The sequence below is a fragment of the Streptomyces sp. NPDC002676 genome, from assembly GCF_053592455.1.
In genome coordinates, this window is the sequence record NZ_JBSFVT010000016.1 from 17152 (window position 1) to 40112 (window position 22961).

General features: G+C 70.7%; 19 protein-coding genes and 1 pseudogene. 11 read left to right on the plus strand and 9 right to left on the minus strand.

Going from position 1 to position 22961, the window contains the following annotated elements; translation table 11 throughout:
- Positions 1–70: 70 nt before the first annotated feature.
- Positions 71–1945, minus strand: coding sequence for a sensor histidine kinase (locus ACWD3E_RS32335; RefSeq protein WP_451391095.1), 1875 nt, complete (start codon positions 1943–1945; stop codon positions 71–73).
- A 545-nt stretch (positions 1946–2490) separates the two neighbouring features.
- On the opposite strand from ACWD3E_RS32335, the gene ACWD3E_RS32340 reads away from it, so the two are divergent.
- The 7 genes from ACWD3E_RS32340 to ACWD3E_RS32370 all read left to right on the plus strand — a co-directional run bounded on the left by ACWD3E_RS32340 (position 2491) and on the right by ACWD3E_RS32370 (position 8824).
- Positions 2491–3333 carry a pentapeptide repeat-containing protein gene (locus ACWD3E_RS32340; RefSeq protein WP_451391096.1) on the plus strand — a complete coding sequence of 281 codons (843 nt, stop codon included), beginning with the start codon at positions 2491–2493 and terminating at the stop codon, positions 3331–3333.
- 208 nt (positions 3334–3541) lie between these two features.
- A complete protein-coding gene (locus tag ACWD3E_RS32345) occupies positions 3542–4729 on the plus strand; it encodes an ATP-binding protein (RefSeq protein WP_451391097.1) in 1188 nt (395 codons plus the stop codon).
- Positions 4726–5127: a roadblock/LC7 domain-containing protein gene (locus tag ACWD3E_RS32350; protein WP_451391098.1), complete on the plus strand. Its 402-nt coding sequence runs from the start codon at positions 4726–4728 to the stop codon at positions 5125–5127. The genes ACWD3E_RS32345 and ACWD3E_RS32350 overlap by 4 nt, the downstream gene beginning before the upstream one ends.
- Positions 5124–5501: a DUF742 domain-containing protein gene (locus ACWD3E_RS32355; protein WP_451391099.1), complete on the plus strand. Its 378-nt coding sequence runs from the start codon at positions 5124–5126 to the stop codon at positions 5499–5501. Before ACWD3E_RS32350 ends, ACWD3E_RS32355 begins: the two co-directional genes overlap by 4 nt.
- Entirely contained in the window at positions 5476–6078 is a 603-nt protein-coding gene (locus tag ACWD3E_RS32360) for a GTP-binding protein (protein ID WP_451391100.1), read from the plus strand. Before ACWD3E_RS32355 ends, ACWD3E_RS32360 begins: the two co-directional genes overlap by 26 nt.
- A 6-nt stretch (positions 6079–6084) precedes the next feature.
- Positions 6085–7434 carry a cytochrome P450 gene (locus tag ACWD3E_RS32365; protein WP_451391101.1) on the plus strand — a complete coding sequence of 450 codons (1350 nt, stop codon included), beginning with the start codon at positions 6085–6087 and terminating at the stop codon, positions 7432–7434.
- Positions 7435–7687: 253 nt separating this feature from the next.
- Positions 7688–8824 (plus strand): tryptophan dimethylallyltransferase family protein, encoded by a 1137-nt coding sequence (locus tag ACWD3E_RS32370; protein WP_451391102.1) that lies wholly within the window; start codon positions 7688–7690, stop codon positions 8822–8824.
- 77 nt (positions 8825–8901) lie between these two features.
- Here ACWD3E_RS32370 and ACWD3E_RS32375 read toward each other — a convergent pair whose 3' ends face one another.
- Complete coding sequence (locus tag ACWD3E_RS32375; RefSeq protein WP_451391103.1) at positions 8902–10200, minus strand: flavin-containing monooxygenase; 1299 nt, start codon at positions 10198–10200, stop codon at positions 8902–8904.
- Positions 10201–10475: 275 nt separating this feature from the next.
- Between ACWD3E_RS32375 and ACWD3E_RS32380 the strand changes: the two genes are divergently transcribed.
- Positions 10476–11405 (plus strand): NmrA family NAD(P)-binding protein, encoded by a 930-nt coding sequence (locus tag ACWD3E_RS32380; RefSeq protein WP_451391104.1) that lies wholly within the window; start codon positions 10476–10478, stop codon positions 11403–11405.
- 356 nt (positions 11406–11761) lie between these two features.
- Positions 11762–12289, plus strand: coding sequence for an NTPase (locus ACWD3E_RS32385; protein WP_451391105.1), 528 nt, complete (start codon positions 11762–11764; stop codon positions 12287–12289).
- A gap of 151 nt (positions 12290–12440) precedes the next feature.
- On the opposite strand, the gene ACWD3E_RS32390 is transcribed toward ACWD3E_RS32385, so the two are convergent.
- Positions 12441–13634: an MBL fold metallo-hydrolase gene (locus ACWD3E_RS32390; RefSeq protein ID WP_451391106.1), complete on the minus strand. Its 1194-nt coding sequence runs from the start codon at positions 13632–13634 to the stop codon at positions 12441–12443.
- Positions 13635–13756: 122 nt separating this feature from the next.
- Between ACWD3E_RS32390 and ACWD3E_RS32395 the strand changes: the two are divergent.
- A pseudogene (locus ACWD3E_RS32395) lies at positions 13757–14256 on the plus strand (TetR family transcriptional regulator C-terminal domain-containing protein).
- 466 nt (positions 14257–14722) lie between these two features.
- Here ACWD3E_RS32395 and ACWD3E_RS32400 read toward each other — a convergent pair.
- Positions 14723–15508: an SGNH/GDSL hydrolase family protein gene (locus ACWD3E_RS32400; protein WP_451391107.1), complete on the minus strand. Its 786-nt coding sequence runs from the start codon at positions 15506–15508 to the stop codon at positions 14723–14725.
- A 230-nt stretch (positions 15509–15738) separates the two neighbouring features.
- Positions 15739–17823: an alpha-galactosidase gene (locus ACWD3E_RS32405; protein WP_451391221.1), complete on the minus strand. Its 2085-nt coding sequence runs from the start codon at positions 17821–17823 to the stop codon at positions 15739–15741.
- Positions 17824–17994: 171 nt separating this feature from the next.
- Here ACWD3E_RS32405 and ACWD3E_RS32410 point away from each other — a divergent pair, with 171 nt between their 5' ends.
- Positions 17995–18792, plus strand: coding sequence for a tyrosine-protein phosphatase (locus tag ACWD3E_RS32410; RefSeq protein ID WP_451391108.1), 798 nt, complete (start codon positions 17995–17997; stop codon positions 18790–18792).
- Positions 18793–18827: 35 nt separating this feature from the next.
- On the opposite strand, the gene ACWD3E_RS32415 is transcribed toward ACWD3E_RS32410, so the two are convergent.
- From ACWD3E_RS32415 to dxs, 4 genes are all read right to left on the minus strand, one after another.
- Positions 18828–18950, minus strand: a complete 123-nt coding sequence (locus ACWD3E_RS32415; RefSeq protein WP_451391109.1) for a DUF6126 family protein — start codon at positions 18948–18950, stop codon at positions 18828–18830.
- Positions 18947–19570, minus strand: a complete 624-nt coding sequence (locus ACWD3E_RS32420; protein ID WP_451391110.1) for a helix-turn-helix domain-containing protein — start codon at positions 19568–19570, stop codon at positions 18947–18949. Before ACWD3E_RS32420 ends, ACWD3E_RS32415 begins: the two co-directional genes overlap by 4 nt.
- 85 nt (positions 19571–19655) lie before the next feature.
- A complete protein-coding gene (locus tag ACWD3E_RS32425; protein ID WP_451391111.1) occupies positions 19656–21041 on the minus strand; it encodes an aspartate aminotransferase family protein in 1386 nt (461 codons plus the stop codon).
- Positions 21038–22945: a 1-deoxy-D-xylulose-5-phosphate synthase gene (dxs, locus tag ACWD3E_RS32430; protein WP_451391112.1), complete on the minus strand. Its 1908-nt coding sequence runs from the start codon at positions 22943–22945 to the stop codon at positions 21038–21040. Before dxs ends, ACWD3E_RS32425 begins: the two co-directional genes overlap by 4 nt.
- Between the last annotated feature and the right edge of the window lie 16 nt (positions 22946–22961).

The window sequence follows — 22961 nt, forward strand, 5'->3', positions numbered from 1 at the left end:
GTGGATCGACTCCTTGGGGTACGAAGGTCTGCCGGAGCGCGGGGGACGGGGGTGGGACGGGGCAGGGTGGTCATCCGGCCGGTGCGCTCCCGTCGGGTCGGCCGGTGCCGTGGCTGTCGTGGGATGGCGGCACATGGGCATAGGGCTCCGCTATGGCGGCCGGATCCATATGTCCCGCGCCCCCAAAAGCCGTTGACTCCTCGTGGGCCGACTCCAACTGCTGCTGGGCCTCCGCGAGTCCGATCCCGCGCTGGAAGGCGGCCATCAGTCCGGGGTCGTGAGCCGCGACGGTGTCGCCGTCCTGGCGCGGGGCGGGGCCGCCGCGGAGCTGGGGCACGATGTGCTCCTGGGCGCGGCGGCGCGGCAGTCGGGGCTTCTCCACGGTGCCGTGCACCGTCTCGCCGCGCGGGCTGGGCAGGATGCCCGCGTTCGCCTCGACGGCGGCCCGGTGCTCGGGACCGATACCGGGCACGGCCTGGGCGGGGGTGCGCCGGTCGTCATGGGCACCGCGCACGGGCAACGGCGCCGGTGCCTCTTCGCGCGGTCGCGGCGCGTCGACGGAGGCGTACGACTGCTGGGGCCGGCGGTGCGGCTGCTCGTGCTCCTGCGGTCGTTGGTGCTGATGTTGCTGTTGCGGCTGCTGGTGCTCGTGGGACGGCGGTGTCGGCGACGAGGCCGACAAGGCTCCGGCCTCGGCTCCCTCCCCGGCGGCGGAGTCCGATGCCCCCGGCTCACCCGGCGCCGTACCCAACAGCGCCTGCGGGACCACGAGTACGGCCTGCACGCCGCCGTAGATGTTGGTCTGGAGCCGCACGGTGATGCCGTGCCGCCGGGCGAGTTGGGAGACGACGTACAGGCCGATGCGGCCGTCGGCGAGCAGCCGCGCGACGTTCACCTGGTCGGGGTCGGCGAGCAGGTCGTTCATCCTGCTCTGCTCGCCGACGGGCATGCCGAGCCCGCGGTCCTCGACCTCCACGGCGAGCCCGGAGGTGACGAGGTTGGCGCGCAGCAGCACTTGGGTATGCGGGGCGGAGAACACCGTGGCGTTCTCCACGAGTTCGGCGAGCAAGTGGATGAAGTCGGCGACGGCGTGCCCGCGCAGCTCGCCGTCCACGGGCGGCACCAGCTTCACCCGGGAGTACTGCTCGACCTCGGCGATGGCGGAGCGCAGCACCTCGGTCATGCTGACCGGGTTGCTCCACTGCCGCCGCGAGACGGCACCGCCGAGCACGGCGAGGTTCTCGGCGTGGCGCCGGATGCGGGTGGCGAGGTGGTCCACGTGGAAGAGGCCCTTGAGCAGGTCAGGGTCCTCGATCTCGTTCTCCAGCTCGTCGAGGATCGAGATCTCGCGGTGCACGAGGGACTGAAGCCGGCGTGCGAGGTTGACGAAGACCTCGAGTTTCTGCTCGCTGCCGGTCTGGCTGGAGAGCTGGGCGGCCTGCACGACGGCGGTGACGGCTCCGTCGTGCGCGCGTGCCAGGTCGGCGGCGAGGAGCTCGAAGTCGTCGGCGTCCTCGGGCGGACGGCGGCGCGTCTTCCGTTGCGGCGGGGTCTCCCCCTTGCGCAGCGCGTCGACCAGTTCGTGCAGGTCGGCCTCTCCGCGGGCGGTGCCACGGCGCAGCGCGTCGATCCGGTCGCTCACCGAGCGGGCGGCGCGGTCGGCGGCCACGGCGGCGATGAGGATGCCCGCGACGGTCACCGTCACCGCTCCGGCGAGCACGGCCCACAGGGAGGGGCCGGTGCGTGCGCCGGTGGAGCGGACGCTGAACAGGACGGCCGCGCCTGCGCTGAGCGCGACGGCGACCGGCGGGAGCACGGCGAGCCGCATGAGCTGCGGCCGTATGTGCGTCTCGGGCAGTGCGGGAGCGGTTCGGGCGACCGGGCGCCCATGTCGGCCGCCCTCTCGGCGGTCGGCTCGGGTGGCCGGTGCACGGAGCTGAGACATCTACGTCCTCGTACTGGTCCGTCGGGCCGGTTTTGTTCGCGCGGCGTACGAAGCGGTCACGCGCGGCGGACACTCACAGTAGTTGCCTGAGCATCATGCGCGGTGGGCAGTTGACAAACTCCCCCAGGGAGCATCCCGCTCTGGTATTAAGCCTCGTACTGCAGACCGATAACAGCGCCGCATTGCCTGTACAAAGGGAAAGCAATTCGGTCCAACTCGATCAGAATCAGCCAGAAACAGGCGGAGGGCCGAGGCGCACCACGGCGTGCGCGCCGGCCCTCGGCAGAAGCGGCGAAGGAACGGAACGAGCACCGAACGAGCACCGATCCGTTCTCGAACACCCCTCCAGAATTTCCAGCCATGAAATTCCGCCGGGATCACCCTTTCCCACAGCGCCCCGCCGCAGCACCTCAACACCGCACCCCGGCCCCCTGGTCTCCGTGACCTTCCGTTACGGAGGGCCGGCTCCCGTGCGTCTGCGAGAATCGGTGCTGTTCCCGAAGCGCCGTGCATGCGGTGCTCGTCGCCCAACAGGAGCACGCACGGTGTCGCCACAGCACGGAGTCCCCTCCCCCACCGGCCAGGACCGCAAGGACCTTCAGGCCGACTGCGCCGACTGCTTCGGCCTGTGCTGCGTGGCCCTGCCCTTCGCCCGCTCGGCCGACTTCGCCGCCAACAAGCCCGCCGGGCAGCCGTGTTCGAACCTCCAGTCGGACTTCCGCTGCGGCATCCACGCACAGCTGCGCGACAAGGGCTACCCCGGCTGCACCGTCTTCGACTGCTTCGGCGCCGGGCAGAAGGTGTCCCAGGTCACCTTCGGCGGCACCGACTGGCGTCAGGCGCCGAGGACGGCGCGCTCCATGTTCGAGGTCTTCCCCGTCATGCGGCAGCTGCACGAGCTGCTCTGGTACGTCACCGAGGCCCTGGAGCTCGGACCGGCCCGCCCCGTCCACAAGGAGCTGCGGCGGGCTCTGGCCCGCATCGACAGCCTGACCCGCGGCAGCGCCGAGTCGATCACCGGGCTGGACGTGAACGCGCTGCGCGGCGAGGTCAACACGCTGCTGCTGAAGGCCAGCGAGCTCGTCCGGGCCCAGGTCCCGGGCCGCAAGAAGAACCACCGCGGAGCCGATCTGATCGGCGCGAAGCTGTCCGGTGCCGACCTCAGGGGCGCGAGCCTGCGCGGTGCCCTGCTCGTCGCAGCCGACCTCAGCGGGGCCGATCTGCGCGACGCCGACCTGATCGGGGCCGATCTGCGCGACGCCGACCTGGGCGGCGCCCGCCTGACCGGCGCCCTCTTCCTCACCCAGGCGCAGCTGAACGCCGCCAAGGGCGACGCGGCGACCGAGCTGCCTGCCGCGCTCGGCCGCCCCGCGCACTGGCGGGCGTGACTGAATCACCTACGCTCCCTGTCTATTGACTGACCGTCACGTATTCGCACGGTGATACGATCACCGCGCACGTGGGCGGACGGATGAGCTAAAGACACCTCCGACTTCGGGGGCGGTTCCAGTGGCCTTCCGAATGCGGGTGGTCCGCCGGTCCGCCCGTGTTGACGGGAATTCAGCAACTGGCCGTCGGTCGCCTGAAGAGAGTCTTATGACGGATTACGTACAGAACCCTGTGCTCTGGGCTCTGTTGGTCCTCGTTTCTGCCGCCATCGTTGTCATCGTTCGCCAGCGCAGGGCGGCTCGGACCTTGCGGCAGGAGATCGACGGGCTCAGGACCCACTACTCCAACCTGGAGAACCACTACACACAGTCCGTGGAGGCGGCCCAGGAGCAGGCCGAGGAGGGGACGAAGACCGTCCTCAAGTCCGCCATGCGGACGCTTCAGGGCCTCGCCGCCGAGCAGCAGCTGATCATCTCCCGGCTGCAGAACAAGTACGGCGAGTCCGCCATGCTCCAGGACCTGCTCGAAATCGACCACACCAACTCGCAGTTCGGCCGGCGCGCGCAGTCGATCGCCGTCCTCTGCGACGGCTGGCTGGGCCGGCAGCGCGACGTCGCCTCGGTGTACGACGTGGTCCGCAGCGCCCAGGGCAGGATCCGTCACTTCCGGCGTGTGGAGATCCTCTCCCGGGTCGACTTCGGCATCACCAGCCGCGCCGTCGAACCGGTGGCGCTGACGCTCGCCGAGCTCCTCGACAACGCCACCAGCTACTCGAGCCCGGACACCGTCGTCGAGATCAACGCCCGGACCGTACCCAAGGGCATCTGCATCGTCGTCGACGACGCCGGTGTCGGCATGAACGACGAGGAGCGGGCCCGGGCCCAGAAGCTGCTGTCCAGCAACCGGGTCTCGGGCGTCTCCGGGCTCGGCAACCCGCCGCAGTTCGGTTTCGCGGTGATCGGCGTGCTGTGCGAGCGCTTCGGCTTCGAGGTGTCGGTGGACTCCTCCTCCCCGTACGGGGGCGTGCGCGCCGTCGTGCTGCTGCCGCACGACCTGCTCACCAGCGTGCCGGAGCAGAAGACGCCGGCGCCGGCCGTGGCCGACACCGCCGTACCGCATCAGACCGCCGTACCGCATCACAGCGGGCCCGAAACCGTGTCGGAGACCTCCCCGACCGCCGACGGCCTGCCGAAGCGGCGCCGCAAGCGGCCGATGACCATCGTGCCGAGCAGTACGCCCTCCGCGCAGGCTCCGGGCCGCTCCGGCGCGGAGACGGCGGCGATCATGGGCGCCTTCCAGCGGGGCACGCGGTCCGGCCGGACCGCGGATCCGGACGCCGTGGACCAGACGAGCAGCACACCTGGCGCAAGCAGCGAAGGACATGAGGTTTCGTGAACGACGATCTGTCATGGATGCTCGACAGCGCCCTGGAGATTCCCGGGGCCCTGCACGCTGTCCTGATATCCGCCGACGGTCTGTTGATGGCCCGGTCGAAGGACTACGACAAGGACAATGCGGACCGGGTCGCCGCCGCGATGAGCGGGGTGCAGTCGCTCAGCCGCTCGCTCGGGTTCTTCTGTGAGGATCCGCGCGCACGGTGGCGGCAGACCCTGGTCGAGTTCGACGGCGGCTGGGTCTTCCTGATCTCCGCGGGCGAGGGCGCCTACCTCGGTGTCTCCGCCGCCCCGGACGTCGACATGGCGGACATCAGCTTCCGGATGCAGCAGCTCGTCGGCCAGCTCGGCAAGGTGCTGATGACGCCGCCGCGCGAGAACCTCGGCGCGCGCTCATGACCGGCCGCGACGAGTGGGCGTCCGAGGCCGCGGAATTAGTGCGGCCGTACGTCATCACCAAAGGGCGCGACCTGCCCGACGAGGCGCAGCTCTCCCTGATCACGCTGGTGACGGCGGCGCCGGGGGAACGGCAGCTGCCGACCCGGCTGTCACCCGAGGAGCAGCGGTTGCTGGACATCTGCGCCGCCGGCTACCTCACGGTGGCCGAGATCGCGGGGCACACGCGGCTGCCGCTGGGCGTGGTGAAGATCGTCCTCGCCGCCCTCGCCGAAGGCGGCTACCTCATCACCCGCCCGCCGGTGGAGCGCGCCGCCCTCACCGACAGGGAGATCCTGGAGGAGGTACTCAATGGTCTCCGCGCCAAGTTTGGCTGAACAGCTCTACGTTCGCGGCGGGGCGACGCAGATCCCGGTGAAGATCCTCGTCGTCGGGCACTTCGCGGTGGGCAAGACCACGTTCATCGGCTCGATCTCCGAGATCGAGCCGTTGTCGACCGAGGAGAGGATGACGCGCGCCGCGGAGCACGTCGACGATCTCAAGGGGGTCCGGAGCAAGACCACCACCACGGTGGCCATGGACTTCGGACGCCTGACCATCAGCGACCGCATCGTGCTGTACCTGTTCGGAACCCCCGGCCAGAACAGGTTCGTGCAGATGTGGGAGGACCTCGCCCGCGGCGCCCTCGGGGCACTGATCCTCATCGACCCCGAGCGCCTCGCGGACTCCTTCGCGGTCATCGACCTGATCGAGCAGTACGGACTCGACTACGCCATCGCCGTCAACCGTTTCGACGGCACGCCCCTGCGCGGCGAAGCGGCTCTGCGTGAGGCACTGGATCTGCTCGACGACACCCCCGTCGTCACCTGCGACGCACGCGACGAGAAGTCGTCCGCCGCAGCACTGACCACCCTCGTCCGCCATTTGCTGGACCGTGCCCAACAGGAGCAGTAAGCCCCCATGGACGCTCAGACCCCCGCTCCGGTGCCCCCGCCCGGATGCCCTGCCCACGCCTTCGGCGGCCGGATTCCGCTGTACGGAGCGGAGTTCGCGGCTGACCCCCAGGCGTACTACGCCTATCTGCGCCACTACGGGCCGACCGCTCCCGTGGAACTCGCTCCGGGTGTGGACGCCACCCTCGTCACCGACTACCCGACCGCGTTGCAGCTGCTCCAGGACAACGGCTCCTTCCGTAAGGACGCGCGTCGCTGGCGGGCCTTCGCCGAAGGCCGGATTCCGCCGGACAGCCCGGTCGCACCCCTCCTTGCGTACCGTCCGAACTGCATGTTCAGTGACGGCGCCGAGCATCTGAGGCTGCGCCAGGCGATCACCGACAGCATGGCCCGCGTCGACTCGCACCAGCTGAGCCGGACCACCGAGCAGATCTCCAACTACCTCATCGCCCAGTTCGGCCCGCGCGGCTCGGCCGATCTGCTCGGCGACTACGCCAAGCAGCTGCCGCTGTTCGTGTTCAACCAGCTCTTCGGCTGCCCGGCGGACATCGGCGACCGCGTCCTGTTCGGCATCTCCGGGATGTTCGACGGCATCAACGCGGAGAAGGCCACCGAGGTGCTCTTCGGAGCCGTGGGGGAACTGGTCGCCCTCAAGCGGTCCCGGCCCGGCGACGACGTCACCTCGTGGCTGATGCAGCACCAGGCACGCCTGACGGACGAGGAGATGGTGCACCAGCTCGCGCTGCTCCTCGGCGCGGGCGCGGAGCCGCTGCGCAACCTCATCGGCAACACCCTGCACCGGCTGCTCACCGACGATCGCTACGCCGACGGGGGCGGCCTGATCGGGGAAGCCCTCGACGACACACTGTGGGACAACCCGCCCATGGCGAACTACGCGCCGCACTACCCGGCCGCCGACATGGAGTTCGCGGGGCAGAAAGTGCAGGCGGGCGAGCTCATGCTGGTCAGCTTCGCCGCGGCCAACACCGGCCCGGCGCTGGCGGCCTCGCGTCAGGCCGGCAGCAACCGGTCCCACCTGGCGTGGAGCGCGGGCCCGCACGGCTGCCCGTCCAAGGAGCCGGCGCGGCAGATCACCGTCACCGCCATCGAGAACCTGCTGAACCAGCTGCCGGACGTGGAACTCGCCGTCCCGGAGGACAGCCTGATCTGGCGCCCTGGCCCCTTCAACCGGGCCCTGGCCACTCTGCCCGCGCGTTTCACCCCCGTCCACTCGGCCCGGCGCACCGGTGTGCAGGCCGCTGCGGAGGCGCCGGTGCGTCAGGAACATCCGGACGCGGCCGCCAAGGCCGAAGGCAAGGGACTCTGGAGCCAGTTCCTGAACTGGCTGACGAAATAGCCGGCTGCGCGGGCTCACTCCTGATCAGCCCCCAGGAACGGTTGACGACCGGCACGGGTACGCATAAAGCCCACACCAGCGTGAAGTGATCCACACATCATCCGCCACTTCCTCACCACTGCATGACGGTTGTACCGCGGGGGTACTGATCCCCGCGGTATCCGTGTTGCTTACGAGGAAAAGGAGTTGTTGTGGACCACATATCCACCGGGCAGGTATCTTCCTGCGCCCCCCTGATCGCGGCGGGGGGCCGGTGACCGGCTCGCTCTTCGACGCCCCGCGGCATCCGGGAGCCGGTACGCTCGGCGGATTCACGGCGGACCAGCTGCTGCGCCTGTGCGAGGTCGTGGGGCTGGGTCCGGTCGACGCGGAGATGTACGCGCACACCCTGGTCACGACGCTGGGTCCCGCCGCCGAACGGCCGCTCGACCTGCCGCCTCCCACCCCTAGCTTCCTCTCCGACGACCATACGCCGGTGGAGTTCTCCCTCTCCTTCACCGCCGGCAAGCCCCCGGCGCTGCGCGTGCTGGTGGAACCGGGCTGTGGCGCGGGCAGCCTGGCGGAGAACGGACGAGTCGGCCTGGACGTCGTCCGCGCGATGGGCCGGCGCTGGCACTTCTCCACCGACCGGCTGGACGAACTGGCGGATCTCTTCTTCCCGTCCGCGCCCCATGGCCCCTTCGCGCTGTGGTGCGCGCTGGAGTTGCGGCCCGGCGGCGTACCCAAGGTCAAGGTGTATCTGAATCCGGCCGCGTCAGGGGCGGAACGTTCCGCCGAGACGGTACGGCAGGCGCTGCGCCGGCTCGGCCACCGGCAGGCGTACGCGGCGCTGCCGGAGGCCGACGGCTGTCCGTTCTTCGCCCTGGACCTGGGCGACTGGGCGGTGCCACGGGTGAAGGTGTACCTCCGGCACCTCGGCCTGTCCGCCGCCGAGGCGGGCGGCCTGTCCCGGATGGGCCCGGGCCCGGGACAGAGCGAGATCCATGAGTTCTTCCGCATCGCCTCCGGGTACATGGACGCCGACGACGAGCGGGGCCTGCCGCTCGACCGACGGCCGGGCCTGACCTGCCATGCCCTGACCGAGACCGGCCTGCCCAGCGGCTTCACCCTCCACATCCCGGTGCGCGACTACGCCCGCCACGACGGGGAGGCCCTCGAACGCGCCGGGACCCTGCTCCGTCACTACGGCATGGACGACACCCCGCTCCTCGGGGCCCTGTCCGCCCTCACCCCGCGGCGGCTCTCGGACGGCGTGGGCCTCATCGCCTACCTGGCGCTGGCCCATCAGCAAGGCTGTCCGCCGCGGGTGACCGCCTACCTCTCCTCGGAGGCGTACGCCGTCAGGGCGCCGGCCGCCGTGCCGGCCCTTGGGCTCGCAGCAGCGCACTAGCCGCTTTCCGGCCGCGGCCTGTGAACAGAAGGCTCCCGGTGGACGTCCACCGGGAGCCTCCCGCAGGCCGACAGGGCCTAGGCGTCCTGCAGCTCCCGCAGCTCCCGCAGATAGGGGCCGACGTCGACCTGGATGGACGGGCCGCCCTCCGCCGTGCCGTACCGTCCGGCGATGCCGTTCAGGTACGCGGCGATCTCCTCGCGCATGACGTCCGTGGACGGCAGGACGGCCTCGCCGGCGACGATCCGGGCGACCCAGCGCGACTGGGCCTCCACGAGGCGGGTGATCGAGCCCATCGGGCGGACCAGGCCGATGAAGTGCAGGCCGGGATGATCGGGGGCGACGACCCGCCGGTACAGCTCGACCGCTCCTTGCGGCCCGGCCGGACACCCGGCGGGCAGGAACGGGAAGGCCATGCGGTAGCCGGTGCAGTAGACGATCGCGTCGGCCTCCTCCGACGTTCCGTCGGTGAAGACGACCCGTCGTCCGTCGAGGAAGTCGATCGCCGGCCTGGGGTTCACCGCGCCGTGGCGTATTCGGCTGAGGAGCTCGTCCGAGATGGTGACCGGAGAGGAGAAGAGCGGATGGTCGGGCTCGGGCAGGCCGTAGTCGGCGAGTCTGCCCCGGGCGACGAGCAGGGCCTGCTCGCAAAAGCGGATCTGCTCGGCGAACGACATGCTGGTGAACCAGGGCGCTTCGGCCATCTCGTCGACCGACATGCCGTAGAGCTGCTTGGGAACGATGTGCAGTCCCCGGCGCACCGAGAGCACGGTCCGCGCGGCGTGCCGGGAGAGGTCCGCGGCGATGTCCACCGCGGACGCGCCGAGGCCCACGACGACGACCCGCTGCCCGCTGAAGTCGCTGCCGTCGCGGTAGTCGACCGCGTGCAGAATCGTTCCGGTGAACGCGTCGGATCCCGGCGCCGGTTTCGGCAGCATCGGCTCTGCGTTGTGGCCGGAGGCGACGACCACATGCGCGAAACGCCGGGACGTCATCGCCCCGCCCGCGTCCCGGCTGACGACCGTCCATGACAGGTCGGGCTCCTGACGCACCGAGACCACTTCGGTGCCGAGCTCGATGCGGTCCAGCACCCCGGCCCACTCCGCGAAGGACCGCAGATAGGCGGCGACGTCGCTGTGCCGGGGGTAAAGGGGAAAGGCGTCGGGCATCGGGAATCCGCTGTAACCCGTGAGGTGCTTCGCGGTGTTCAGATGCAGCGACAGATAGCCGGGCCCGGTCTCTCCGGCCTGCGGCTGACGCCAGATTCCTCCGACGTCCACCGCCCGCTCCAGACAGACGAACTCGATCCCGCTTTCCGCGAGAGCGTGTGCAGCCGCCAGTCCCGACAGGCCCGCACCGATCACGCACACACTCAATGTTGCCCCCACACCACAGAAACCCTCCGTTCTGAACAGTCCTTGACTTCCCAGCCGACCCACGCCTCACACCAGCAACACGGACTCAGGGCACACATCACATCCGGATCCGCCGCAAGACCGGCAGGACAGCCGACCGCCAGGCCTCGATCGACGTCACCGCAACGCCGGGCGGTACACCGCCCGGCGGGGGAAGCGTCTGTGACGAGCGTTCAAGCAAGGGCACTCGTCGGGCTGCAGTTGCGCCCTGATCACCGACACCGCACGCTGCCCGTATGGACCAGACTTCGGATGCCGGCGTACTGCCCGTTCTGGTGACGGGCGCGGCGGGCAGCGTCGGCGCCGTCGGGCGGTCCGTGGTCGAAGGCCTCCGGCACCGGGGCCTGCCCGTCCGGGCCATGGTGCGGCGCGATGACGAGCGGGCGCAGGCGCTGCGCGCGACGGGTGCCGAGGTCGTCGTCGCAGACCTGACGCGTGCGGGCGACGTCGCCGACGCCCTGGCCGGCTGCGGACGCATGTACTTCGGGATGGGCGTGTCGGCGCAGTATCTGGAGGCTGCCGCGACGGCGGCGGCCGTCGCGCGCGCATACGGGCACCTGGAAGCGTTCGTGAACATGTCGCAGCTGACGGTCTCCGAGATGGACCTCACCAGCACCTCCGAGTCGCATCAGCACCGACAGCAGTGGCTGGTCGAGCAGGTCCTCGACTGGTCAGGCCTGCCCGTCGTCCAGATCAGACCCACCGTGTTCATGGAGAACCCGCTCTTCCGCGTCGGCTTCTCCTCGATCGCGAGCGACGGCACCGTCCGACTGCCCTTCGGCCAGGCGAAGACCTCCCCGGTGGCGGCCGGCGACGTCGCCGCGGTCGTGGAGGAGATCCTGGCCGACCCGGCCCCGCACATCGGCCGGATCTACGAGCTGACCGGCCCCCGCTCGCAGGACATCGCCGCCATGGCCGCGGAGGTCTCCACAGCTCTGGGCCGGCCGGTCGGCTACACCGACGTCCCACTGCAGGAATGGATCGACGACGATCTCAGGCCGCTGGGGCTGCCGGAGCACGTCTTCCAGCACATCTCCACCATGGCTCGCCTTCATGCGGAGAATCGCTATGACCGCAAGGCGGACGGGGTCGAGCAGGTCACCGGGCGGCCTCCTTCGGGGGTGGCGGATTACGTCCGCAAGAACCCCGGCCTGTTCACCCGCTGAAGCCCGTGCCTTTCCGAGCGTTGCCCGACGTGTCCGAGACCCTCGCCCCCGCACGCGCCGGCTACTTCCTGGGCTACGCGTGCTGGAACTGCTTCACCACGCCCTTCCTGTTCACCCTTCCGGACGTGCGGGTCTGCGAGATCGAACCGTGGCGCGACGCTCCCCCGCCCCAACGACGCAGCCCGCGAGCACTACGAAGCCCTCGTCCCCGAGGTCGGCCTCGACCGGTTCCTCGGACTCCCCTCGCCGAAGATGTTCATGTACGGGGAGCAGAACAACACCCTGTCCCATCTCCCCGGGATGGCGGTGTGGTCGTCGAACGCGCGCGCAGACGGCAGCGCACCGAGGATGGCAGTGTGCCGACAAGGATTCTGCTCGAAGGACGCCCGGGCGTGGGCAAGACGACCGCCATGCGGCGGCTCGCGGCGCTGCTGCGCACTCGCGAGGCGGTCGGCTTCACCACGGAGGAGATCCGGGAGGCCGGCGCCCGGGTCGGTTTCGCCCTGGAGACACTGACGGGCCGGCGGGCGGTCCTCGCCCACACGGACTTCCCGGGCCCGACTCGTGTCGGGCGGTACGGGGTCGACCTGAGCGTCATGGAACGGCTGGCCGTCCCCTCGATCCAGCCGACGGCGGCACCCGGGCGGCTCGTTCTCATCGACGAGCTCGGCCGGATGGAGCTGGCCTGCACCCCGTTCCAGGACGCGGTCCAGGCGTTGTTCGACTCGGACGCGGACATCGTCGCCACGGTTCACGCGCACCGCGACCCCTTCACCGACGGCCTCGGACAGCGGCCCGACGTCGAGGTCGTCCACCTCACCCCGGCCAACCGGGACAACCTGCCCGAAGCACTCGCGGCCCGGCTGGAACACAGGCCCTCATGAACCGTCCTGGGCCTGAAAACCGGCCGGCTCCCAGCATGTCCCAGCAGCGACACCTCTCAGCAGACCAGTCCCTGTAGCCCGCCCTCCGGCCTCACCGGACACGCCGCAGCCATGACCTCTATGATCGGGCCGATTTCATGCTCGCCCGATGTCACACGTCACCTGCGAAGTCGAGATCGTCCTCGCGGGCCTCGGCACGGGCCTGTACGGGCTGGAGCCGGAGCCACGGGCGTGGGATCGACGGGGTCGCGGCGCGCCACCAGGGGTCCGTGGGCAGCTGCCCGGCCGGCTCGAAGGGCTCGCCGGGCCGGGGCAGCGCCACCGCCTGGCCGGCCGCCTCCGCGGCGTCCCTGGTCCACTCCCCCGGCTCGGCCCAGGCGTGCGGGGCGAGGTTGAAGGTGCCCCAGTGGATCGGCAGCAGCGCGCCGTGCGGGGCTCCGCCCTGGAGGTCGAGGTGGGCGCGCAGGCCCTCCTCCGGGGTCATGTGGATGTCGGGCCAGAAGTCGCTGTACGCCCCGATCTGGATCATCGTGGCGTCGAACGGACCGTGCGCGGCGCCGATGTCCCGGAAGCCCTCGAAGTACCCGGTGTCGCCGCTGTGGTAGATCCGGTGCTCGTCACCGGCCACGGCCCAGGACGCCCAGAGGGTGTGCTGGGTGTTGCGCAGGCCACGTCCGCAGAAGTGGCGGGCCGGGGCCGCGGTGAGGGTGAGGCCGCCGACCCGGGTCGACTCGTGCCAGTCCAGTTCGCGCAGCCGGTCCGCCGACACGCCCCAGTACTCCAGGTGCGCACCGACCCCGAGCGGCACGGCGAACACGGTGTCGGTACCGGCCAGCTCCTTGATCGTGGGCATGTCCAGGTGGTCGTAGTGGTCGTGCGAGATGACGACGACGTCGACGGGGCCGAGCGCGGCCAGCGGCAGCGGCACCGGGTGCAGCCGCTTGGGCCCGGCGAACGGGAACGGGGAGCAGCGCTCGCCCCATACGGGGTCGAACAGGATGCGGTGGCCGTCGATCTCCGCGAGCACGCTGGAGTGGCCCATCCAGGTCACCCGCAGCCCCGTGGCGGGCGGCTTGGCGAGGTCGGCGAGGGTCGTGGGGTGCACCGGGACGGTCCCCTTGGGGGCGCGCAGGGGCCGCGTGTCCTTGTCGAAGAAGACCTTCGCGAACTCCAGCGTGGAGCCGGAGGGCCGGGTGCGGGCGAGGCCGCCCGGGTTCTGGAAGACGCCGTCCTTGAAGTGGGGGGAGCGGCGGATGCGCGCCAGGCGTTCCCCGCCGGGGTCCGCGCCGAAGGCCGCGGGCCGCAGCACGCTGAGCCCGAGGCTCTGGGAACGCAAACCGGTCACGGTACCTCCAGGTGGAGTCGCTGAGGCCCTCCATTATGGTCGGCCCCTCCGACAGACCGGGGGCCCCGGGGGTCGGGACGGTTCCGCGGGGCCCTGCTGGATATCCGTTCAGCACATCGAGAATCCGGTCCTCTCGGCTCAGCACGCCGCTGCTGCGGGCCGCCATCGGGCAGATCGAGGCACGGGGGGGGCAGCGCTCAGGATCGCCGACGTGGCCGCGGCGCTCGGTGTGAGCAACGCGCTGGTGCTGTATCACTTCTCGACGAAGGAGAAGCTCGTCGCTGCCGCGTTCACCCACGCCGCCGAGGGCGATCTCGCACACCTGCGGGGGCTGCTGGGCCGACGGACGTCCGCGCTGCGGGAGGTCACCCGGGAGGTGGACACGCAGTGGAAGGCGGCGGTCGCCGACGTCATCGCCGAGGGCGTCACGGCCGGCGAGTTCACATGCGCCGACCCGGCGTGCGCTGCCCTCCGACTGAACGCACTGCTGGACGGGCTGGCCGTGCAGCTGACGTCGCACCCGGGCGCGGTACCGCGCTCCCGGGCCCAGCAGTGGGTGGACGAGGCACTGGCCCGGGAACTGGGCCTGACGCGGGAGGAGTTGACCGGTCAGGGTCGGTGAGTGGGCTCTCGGGCGATCGCGCTTCGCACAGGGAGGTTCGGGGCGCGGCGCGCGGGAGCACACCGCACTCGAAGGTTCTCGGCCCGCACACGTGGACGCGCGCTGTGCCGAAGCACCCGCCGCCGACTCACATGGTTGCACCCCGCACGGGGACATTCGCTTCCCACACATGGCCGCCCCCGCGCCAAAAGACCCCCGGGGCCGCATCCACCGGCCCACCAGACCGAGAGGCCCAAACCCCACCCAGCCTCGCCACGGCCCGCACCGGCACACTCGCCCCGCACCCATGGCCGCCCCGCGCCGGGAGACTTCACGGCCCCGCGCGCACAGCCGCGCCCTGCGCCGCAGGCCTCGCGGCCACCCGGGCACGGCCCGCGCCCACACTGAAAAGCCCGCCCCCACACAGACGCACCCGTGCCCCGCACCGAAAAGCTCTCGGTACGGGGCACGGGCCCACGCCGTCGGCTCAGGCCACCGAAGCGATCCGGGTCTTGATGTCGTCCGGCGACAGCGTGCCCTTCGCCGTGACGTGGTCGCCGGAGGATTCACCGCGCAGTCGGCGGCCGATCCACGGGACGAGGTACTCGCGGGCCCAGTGGACGTCGTCGCGGCGGATGTCGAGCGTGCCGCGGGGCGGGAGCGGCGGCCAGGGCTGCTCCGGGTCGGCCGGGACGTCGAGGCCGAGGGACTGGCCGGCGCGCAGCGCCACCCGCGTGTGCCCCTCCGGAGAGAGGTGGAGGCGGTCGTCGTCCCAGGCCCGGCGGTCCTGGACGGACTTGAGGGACCACAGGTCGATCACGGGGCAGTCGTACCGGTCGGCGATGGCACGGACGTGTCCGTTGTAGGTGGCGATCTTGCCCCGCAGGTGCTTGAGCACGGGGACGCCACGCGTGTCGAAGCCGGTCGTCACCAGCACCGTGCCCGCGGCCTCCGCGAGCCGGGCCACGGCCCGCTCGAACCGCTCGGCCACCTCGTCCGGGTCGGTGCCGGGCCGGATGATGTCATTGCCGCCCGCGCAGAAGGAGACGAGGTCCGGGGCCAGTTCCACGGCCTTCGGGAGCTGGTCGGCCACGATCTGGTCGAGCAGTTTTCCGCGCACAGCAAGGTTCGTGTACACGAAGTCGCCCTCGGGCTGCCGGTCGGCGAGCAGGACCGCGAACCGGTCGGCCCAGCCGACGAACGCCCCGTCCGGGCCGGGGTCGCCGACGCCCTCGGTGAAGCTGTCCCCCACCGCCACGTACGACCCGATCACTGATCTTTTGTCATTCTTCGAATCGTCTGCCACGTCGGACCATGATTCACCTTCGGATGTGACCTACGCGACCGTAGGCAGGGGTTGACGAACGGTGAGATGAGCCACGCTCACACCGTTGTCCGATCCGGAATACGACGCCTGTCCACGGTGTTGAAAGGCGGACGGCTCGGACGGGGACATGACCCGCCACGGACGGTCACAGATGACGCTCCTCACGCGCACAGGTCTCATATGCGGCGTAGACGGATAACGGTCGCATCCAGGTCGCCCCGCAGCCCGGTGCGCAGCCCGTGATGCAGGAGTACCACGCCTCGGTACACTTCGCCCGTTTCACGGCATTCATACGACGCCGTCGGATCCAACCCGTGCAGCCGCACCGCCGGTACGGGTTCGCCGTAGCTCTGCGCCTGGAGGCAGGCGAGGACCACGGCCTCGTCGCCGAGGACGTACTGGACGGCGCTGAGGCCGCCCGTCGGAGGCCTCAGCCGGTAGAGGTCGCCGCGCTGGACCAGCGGGCGGATCTCCTTGTAGAGGGCCACCCACTCCCCGGCCTCGGCCAGCTCCTCCTCGGTCCACTCGGTGAGGTCGCCGCCGACGCCGAGGACGCCGGCCATCGAGCTGACAAAGCGGAACCGCAGCGGACTGACGCGCCCGTTGAGCTGGGTGTTCGGGCTGTCGGTGACCCAGGCGGCCATCACGCGCGCGGGGTGGATCTGGCTGAAGCCGTGCTGGATGGCGAGGCGGTCGACGGGGTCGGTGTTGTCGGAGGTCCACACCTGGTCGGTACGGCTGATCACCGCGAGGTCGATCCGGCCGCCGCCGCCCGAGCAGGACTCGAAGGCGACCCCGGGGTGGGCCGCGCGCAGCCGGTCCAGCAAGGCGTACAGGGCGCGGACATGGTCGACCCACAGGCGCTGCGGGTACGGCTCCCCGGGCCGGCCCGCGTCGGTGAAGCAGCGGTTGAAGTCCCACTTCACATAGTCGATGGGGGCGCTGGACAGGAGGGCGTCCAGCTGCCCCCAGAGATAGTCCTGAACGTCCTCGCGGGCCAGGTTGAGCACGAGCTGGTTGCGGAATTCCGTCCGCTTTCGCCCCGGTTGGTACTGCACCCAGTCGGGGTGGGCGCGGTACAGCTCGCTGTCCGGGTTGACCATCTCGGGCTCGACCCAGATGCCGAACTGCATACCGTGGCCGTGCACCTGGTCGGCGAGGGGCTTGAGGCCGTGCGGGAAACGGTCGGGGTTGGGCGTCCAGTCGCCGAGTCCGGCGCGGTCACTGGTGCGGGCGCCGAACCAGCCGTCGTCGACGACGAACAGCTCGACGCCGATCGCGGCGGCCCGCCGGGCAAGGGCGGCCTGCTGCTCCTCGGAGATGTCGAAGTTCGTCGCCTCCCAGGAGTTGAAGAGCACCGGCCGGTCCCGGTCCGCGTCCGGGATGACGTACGCGCGCTGGTACGCGTGCCAGGCGCGGCTCGCACCGCCGAAGCCGCCGTCGGACCAGAGGCCCGCGAAGACCGGGCTCGTGTACGACTCCCCGGCCTCCAGCATCAGCAGGCCCGAGTCGTCGTAGCCGGCGCCGCCGGTGATCTGTACGCGCGCGTCGGGGAGTTGGGCGACCGCGATGCGCCAGGTGCCGGACCAGGCGAGCGCGCAGCCGTAGACCTCGCCGTGTTCCTCACCGGCGTCGGTGTCGAGCGCGACCCAGGGCAGGTGCTGATGGCCGGTGTGACCGCGCCGGCTGCCGAGGACCTTCTCGCCGTAGGTGAGGGGGGCGGTGGTGAGCCGGGACTCGGCGGCCCAGCGGCCGTGCAGCTGGGACAGCCGCCATCCCTCGCGGTCCGGCAGGGTCCAGGTGGCCGCGTCGGCGCGCAGCAGCTCCACGCGCGCGTGCCCGCCGTTCGCCACGGTCACCCGGCGCTCCACGACGTCCCCGCGCATCCGGTAGTGCAGGGTGACGGCCAGGCCGTCGTCCTCGAAGCGGAGCCGCAGCTCGGCGGCTTCTCCGTCGCCTTCGGTGTCGTACGACACATAGCGCCACTCGGTGCCGCGCCGCTCCTCGGTGCGCACGGACAGGGCGGGGCGGACGAAGCGGGGGCCGCCCTCGACGGGGTACTCCTCGCGGCCGTCGAGCGGGGACTCGAAGGGCCGGTAGCCGGGCAGCGGGTCGGCCGCCAGGGCCTCGGCGTCCGCGAGGGCGATCCGGGGTCCCCAGTGGAGGTGCAGGAGTTCGTCCCGCGGCGTGAGATGCAGGGCATAGCTGCTGGTCGGCCCCGACAAGAGCCAGGTGCGTCCGTCTTCGGCGATGTCCACTATCGATACCTCATAGGTCTCAACAGTTCCGCTCAAGTGTCAACATCATCGGGGGCCCGCGGCCCCGCTGGCAATGCCTGTGGACAACTGAATGCCCGAGGAAACCGATGTCGTATGGTCGTCAGAGCGCCCGTCGGCAAGCAGCGCCGGCGGGGCCGACCGGGAGGAGCCCCCGTGACCCAGCAGGTCCCGTCGACCGAGCCCGAACTGGCCGGAATTCGCAACTTCCGTGACGTGGGTGGGCTGCCGACCGTGGACGGTCGCCGGGTGCGGCAGGGAGTGCTGTTCCGCAGCGGGCACCTCGCCCACGCGACCGACGAGGACGCGGCCTTCCTCTCCTCCCTGGGCCTGCACACGATCTTCGACTTCCGCAACGCGGCCGACCAGAAGCTGGAGGGCCCGGACGTCGAGCTGCCCGGCGTGCGGAACGTGAACCTGCCGCTGAGCGACCCGGCGGACGGCGCCGAGTTCTGGAAGATGGTCCGCGACGGCGACATCGAGCAACTGCGCGGCATCCTCGGCGAGGGCAAGGCGGCGGGCCGGATGATCGCCTCCTACCGGATGATCGTGAGGGACCGCACCGCGGAGCACTCCCGGGTGCTGCACGCGATCGCAGAGGACAGCGTGCCCGCGCTGATGCACTGCGCGGCGGGCAAGGACCGCGCGGGTATCTCCATAGCCGTCACGCTCCTCGCCGTCGGCGTGGAGCGCGAGGCGATCGTCACCGACTACCTGGAGTCCAACGCCAAGCACCGCCGCTACAAGGTGCGGCGCAACGGGGATGCCGCGACGGCGTACACCCCCGAGGTGATGGAGCTGCTCAGCCCGCTCTTCGACGCGCGTGCCGAGTACCTGGCGGCGGCGTTCGAGAGCATCGACGAGACCTGGGGCGGCGTCGACACCTACCTGGAGCGGGGCCTCGGCCTCACGCCCGAGACGCGTGAGCGGCTGCGCGAGCGCCTGCTGGACTGACGGACGGACCGACGGTCCCGCCCCTGCCTCGCGTGCTAGCTCTTGCCGCCGAGCGCGAACAGCAGGAAGAGGAAGGCCGCGAAGACATGGCCGACGGCGATGTAGATGATCAGTCGCACCCACAGGGCGCGGGGGAACTTTTCCTCAAGGTTCCTCATGGCAACTCTCCGGTCAACGGGCCCAGGCACAGGGTGGCCGTGGGGCTCTGCAGCAAGGTGTGGACGAACAGCAGCTCGACGCCGTCCGGGTCCGCGGAGGCGAGCCGGTGCGGGGTGAGCGAGTCGAAGTGCGCGCTGTCTCCGGGCGCGAGCAGGTGCACGGTGTCACCGAGGCGCAACCGCAGCCGCCCCTTGAGGACGTACAGCCATTCCTCGCCGGGGTGGACGCGCACGATGTCGCCCTGCGTGCCGTACGGCACGCGCACGCGCAGGGCCTGCATGCCCCGGCCGGGCGCCCCGGCCTGGAAGTACGTCCAGCCGCCCGCCGGCGTCGGCTCCATGTCCGCGGCGCGCACGATCGCGTCCCGGTCGGCGACCATCTCCCCGAGCAGCTCGGAGACGGTCGTATCGTAGATACGGGCGAGCGCGAGCAGCATCGGCAGTGAGGGCTGGCGCTGCCCGGTCTCCAGCCGGGAGAGATGGGCGGGCGAGAGCCCGGCGGAGGAGGCGGCGGCCTCCAGGGTGAGGCCGGCGCGTCGGCGCAGGGCACGTAGCTGCGGCGCCACGGCGGGCAGGTCGTTGCCCTGGCCCGCCGGTGGCACGGCGTCTGAGGCGTTCATGCCTCCATTGAGCCGGACAATTGCCTCACGGGCAATTTTTTTGCCTCAGAGGCAAATCCCGAGCGGTAAGGCTCATCGGCTCGTGTCAGCGGTTGGCCACCGCCTGCTTGATCAGGGTCTTGCCGAAGTCCCACAGCAGCCCGCCACCACTGTGCGCGTCGTCCATGACCTGGGTGAAGGCGTCTACGAACCGGTTCACGTCCGCCTCGTCCACGACCAGCGGCGGAATCAGCTTGATCACCTCCAGGTGGTCGCCGGAGACCTGGGTGAGGATCCTGTGGCGTTGCAGCAGCGGGACGACGACCATCTGCGCGAACAGGCCCTTGCGGGCGGCCTGGAGCATGGTCCAGCGGCTGCGCAGCTTGAGCGAGGAGGGCCTGCCGAACTCGATGCCGATCATCAGGCCCCGGCCGCGCACGTCCGCGAGCAGCTCGTACTTGTCGATCAGCGCGGTCAGGCGGGACTTCAGCAGCTCGCCGGTCGTCCGCACCCCGGCGACGATCTGCTCGTTCTCCATCACCGACAGGACGGCCAGGCCGGCGGCCATCGCCTGCGCGTTGGACCCGAAGCTCGCCGAGTGGACGAGGACGCGGTCCATGGACGAGTAGACCTTCTTGAAGATCCAGTCCTTGCCGAGCGTGGCGCCCACGGGGACGTAGCCGCCGGAGAGCGCCTTGGCCACGCACACCAGGTCCGGTTCGACGCCTTCCTCGTGCTGGTAGGCGTAGAAGTCACCGGTGCGGCCGAGGCCGGTCTGCACCTCGTCGGCGATGAGCAGCGCCTTGTGCTTGTGCAGCAGCTCCTGGGCGGCCCGCAGCCAGCCCGGCGGTGCCTCGTGCACGCCCTTGCCCTGGATCGGCTCCACGATCAGGGCGGCGACGTCGCCCTTCTTCAGCTCCCTGGCCAGGGCGTCGAGATCGCCGAGCGATACGGCGGTGTCGGGCAGCAGCGGGGCGAAGCCGTCCCGGAAGCCGTCCTCGCCGTTGACCGACAGGGAGCCCGTGGTCAGGCCGTGGAAGGCATGGTCGCAGTACAGGACGCGCGGCTTGCCGGTGGCGTACCGGGCGAACTTCAGGGCGGTCTCGACGGCCTCCGTGCCGCTGTTGCCGAAGAACACCCGGTCCAGGTGCGGACTGTGGGCCAGCAGCCGCTCGGCGAGCAGGCCGGGCAGCGGCTGGCAGTCGAAGCGGGTCAGGTCGGCGAGGGAGGCGTCGAGGACGTCGTGCAGCGCCTTGCGGACGACCGGGTGGTGCCGGCCGAGGCCCATCACCCCGAACCCGGCGAGCATGTCCAGGTAGTCGTTGCCCTCGGCGTCGTAGAAGTGGGCGCCCTCCGCCCGCTCGTAGACCTTGTCGAAGCCGATGGTGTGCAGCATGCGCGGGAGCTGGGGGTTGAGGTATCTCGCATGCAGCTCGTAGCGCTCGGCTCCGCGCTCGGCGAGGAGGGCGCCGAGGTCGAACTCCTTGGTCATTCAGCTGTCTCCTTGACTGTGCCGTTGCCGTCGACGTGCCTGACGGCCAGGCTCGCGCCGATCCGTCCGGCGATCTCGACGGGCGTGAGGCCGATGTCGGCCAGTACCTCGCTGCGTTTGGCGTGCGCGAGGAACTGCTCCGGGATGCCGAACCGCCGTACCGGCACGTCCACGTCGGCGTCGCCGAGGGCCAGCGCCACGGCCGAACCGACGCCGCCCGCACGGCTGTTGTCCTCCACGACGGCCACCAGCCGGTGTCCGGCGGCCAGGCCCGGCAGCGCGGGGTCGACGGGTTTGACCCAACGGGGGTCCACGACCGTGCAGTTGATCCCCCGTGCCGCCAGCAGCTCGGCGGCCTGGAGGCACACCGGCGCCATCACGCCTACGGCCACCAGGAGCACGTCGGCGTGCTCGGCGCGGTGCAGGACGTCCATGCCACCGACGCGGTCGACGGCCGAAATCTCCGGGCCGACGGACTCCTTCGGGAAGCGGACCAGGGTGGGCGCGTCGTCCACGGCGACGGCCTCGCGCAACTGGGCGCGCAGCTGGTCGGGGTCGCGCGGGGCGGCGATGCGCAGGCCCGGTACGACCTGGAGGACGGACAGGTCCCACATCCCGTTGTGCGAGGCCCCGTCCGCACCGGTCACGCCGGCCCGGTCGAGGACGAAGGTGACCCCGCAGCGGTGCAGGGCCACGTCCATCAGGAGCTGGTCGAAGGCGCGGTTGAGGAAGGTGGCGTAGACGGCGACGACCGGGTGCAGCCCGCCGGTGGCGAGTCCGGCCGCGGAGACCGTCGCATGCTGCTCGGCGATGCCCACGTCCCACACCCGGTCGGGGAAGCGTTCGGCGAACTTGCCGAGGCCCACCGGGTGCAGCATGGCCGCCGTGACGGCGACGACGTCCTCGCGCTCCTCCCCGATCCGCACGAGCTCCTCGCCGAACACCGAGGTCCAGGAAGGCCCGTTGGAGGGTGCGAGCGGTTCGCAGGTCAGCGGGTCCATCACGCCGACGGTGTGGAAGTGGTCCTCCTCGTGGGCGAGGGCGGGTTCGTAGCCGCGGCCCTTGAGCGTGAGGCAGTGGACCAGGACCGGGCCGTGGAACCGCTTGGCGCGGCGCAGCGCCGACTCGACGGCCCTGATGTCGTGCCCGTCGATCGGGCCGACGTACTTCAGGCCCAGATCCTCGAACATGCCCTGCGGGGCGAAGGCGTCCTTGAAGCCCTTCTTCGCGCCGTGCAGGGACTCGTAGATGGTGGTGCCGACGACGGGCGTGCGCAGCAGGACGTCCTTGCCCCAGGCGAGGACCTTCTCGTAGCTGTCGGTCGTGCGCAGGGTCGCGAGGTGGTTGGCGAGGCCGCCTATGGTCGGGGCGTAGGACCGCTCGTTGTCGTTGACGACGATGATCAGCGGCCGGTTCTTGGCCGCCGCGATGTTGTTCAGGGCCTCCCAGGCCATGCCGCCGGTCAGCGCGCCGTCGCCGATGACCGCGACGACGTGGCCCTTCTCCCCCTGTACCTGGTGGGCCTTGGCGAGGCCGTCGGCCCAGCCGAGCGCCGTGGAGGCGTGGCTGTTCTCGATGACGTCGTGCTCGGACTCCTCGCGCGAGGGATAGCCGGACAGACCGCCCTTGCCGCGCAGCTTGGAGAAGTCCTGACGCCCCGTCAGCAGCTTGTGGACATAGCTCTGGTGGCCGGTGTCCCACAGGATGCGGTCCACCGGTGACTCGAAGACCCGGTGGAGCGCGACGGAGAGTTCCACCACCCCCAGATTGGGCCCGAGGTGACCGCCGGTCCTGGCCACCGCCTGCACCAGGAACTCCCTGATTTCGTCGGACAGTTCGCGAAGTTCCGCCTCGGACAGCGCCTTCAGGTCACGTGGTCCCCGGATGTTCTCCAGAATCGTCACGCTCGGGCCCCCTCTC

Bases quoted from the DNA above. Each gene is read 5' to 3' on its own strand.
- ACWD3E_RS32335 (WP_451391095.1), bottom strand. From the start codon at position 1,945: ATGTCTCAGCTCCGTGCACCGGCCACCCGAGCCGACCGCCGAGAGGGC.
- ACWD3E_RS32345 (WP_451391097.1), top strand. From the start codon at position 3,542: ATGACGGATTACGTACAGAACCCTGTGCTCTGGGCTCTGTTGGTCCTC.
- ACWD3E_RS32355 (WP_451391099.1), top strand. From the start codon at position 5,124: ATGACCGGCCGCGACGAGTGGGCGTCCGAGGCCGCGGAATTAGTGCGG.
- ACWD3E_RS32360 (WP_451391100.1), top strand. From the start codon at position 5,476: ATGGTCTCCGCGCCAAGTTTGGCTGAACAGCTCTACGTTCGCGGCGGG.
- ACWD3E_RS32365 (WP_451391101.1), top strand. From the start codon at position 6,085: ATGGACGCTCAGACCCCCGCTCCGGTGCCCCCGCCCGGATGCCCTGCC.
- ACWD3E_RS32380 (WP_451391104.1), top strand. From the start codon at position 10,476: ATGGACCAGACTTCGGATGCCGGCGTACTGCCCGTTCTGGTGACGGGC.
- ACWD3E_RS32415 (WP_451391109.1), bottom strand. From the start codon at position 18,950: ATGAGGAACCTTGAGGAAAAGTTCCCCCGCGCCCTGTGGGTGCGACTG.
- ACWD3E_RS32420 (WP_451391110.1), bottom strand. From the start codon at position 19,570: ATGAACGCCTCAGACGCCGTGCCACCGGCGGGCCAGGGCAACGACCTG.
- ACWD3E_RS32425 (WP_451391111.1), bottom strand. From the start codon at position 21,041: ATGACCAAGGAGTTCGACCTCGGCGCCCTCCTCGCCGAGCGCGGAGCC.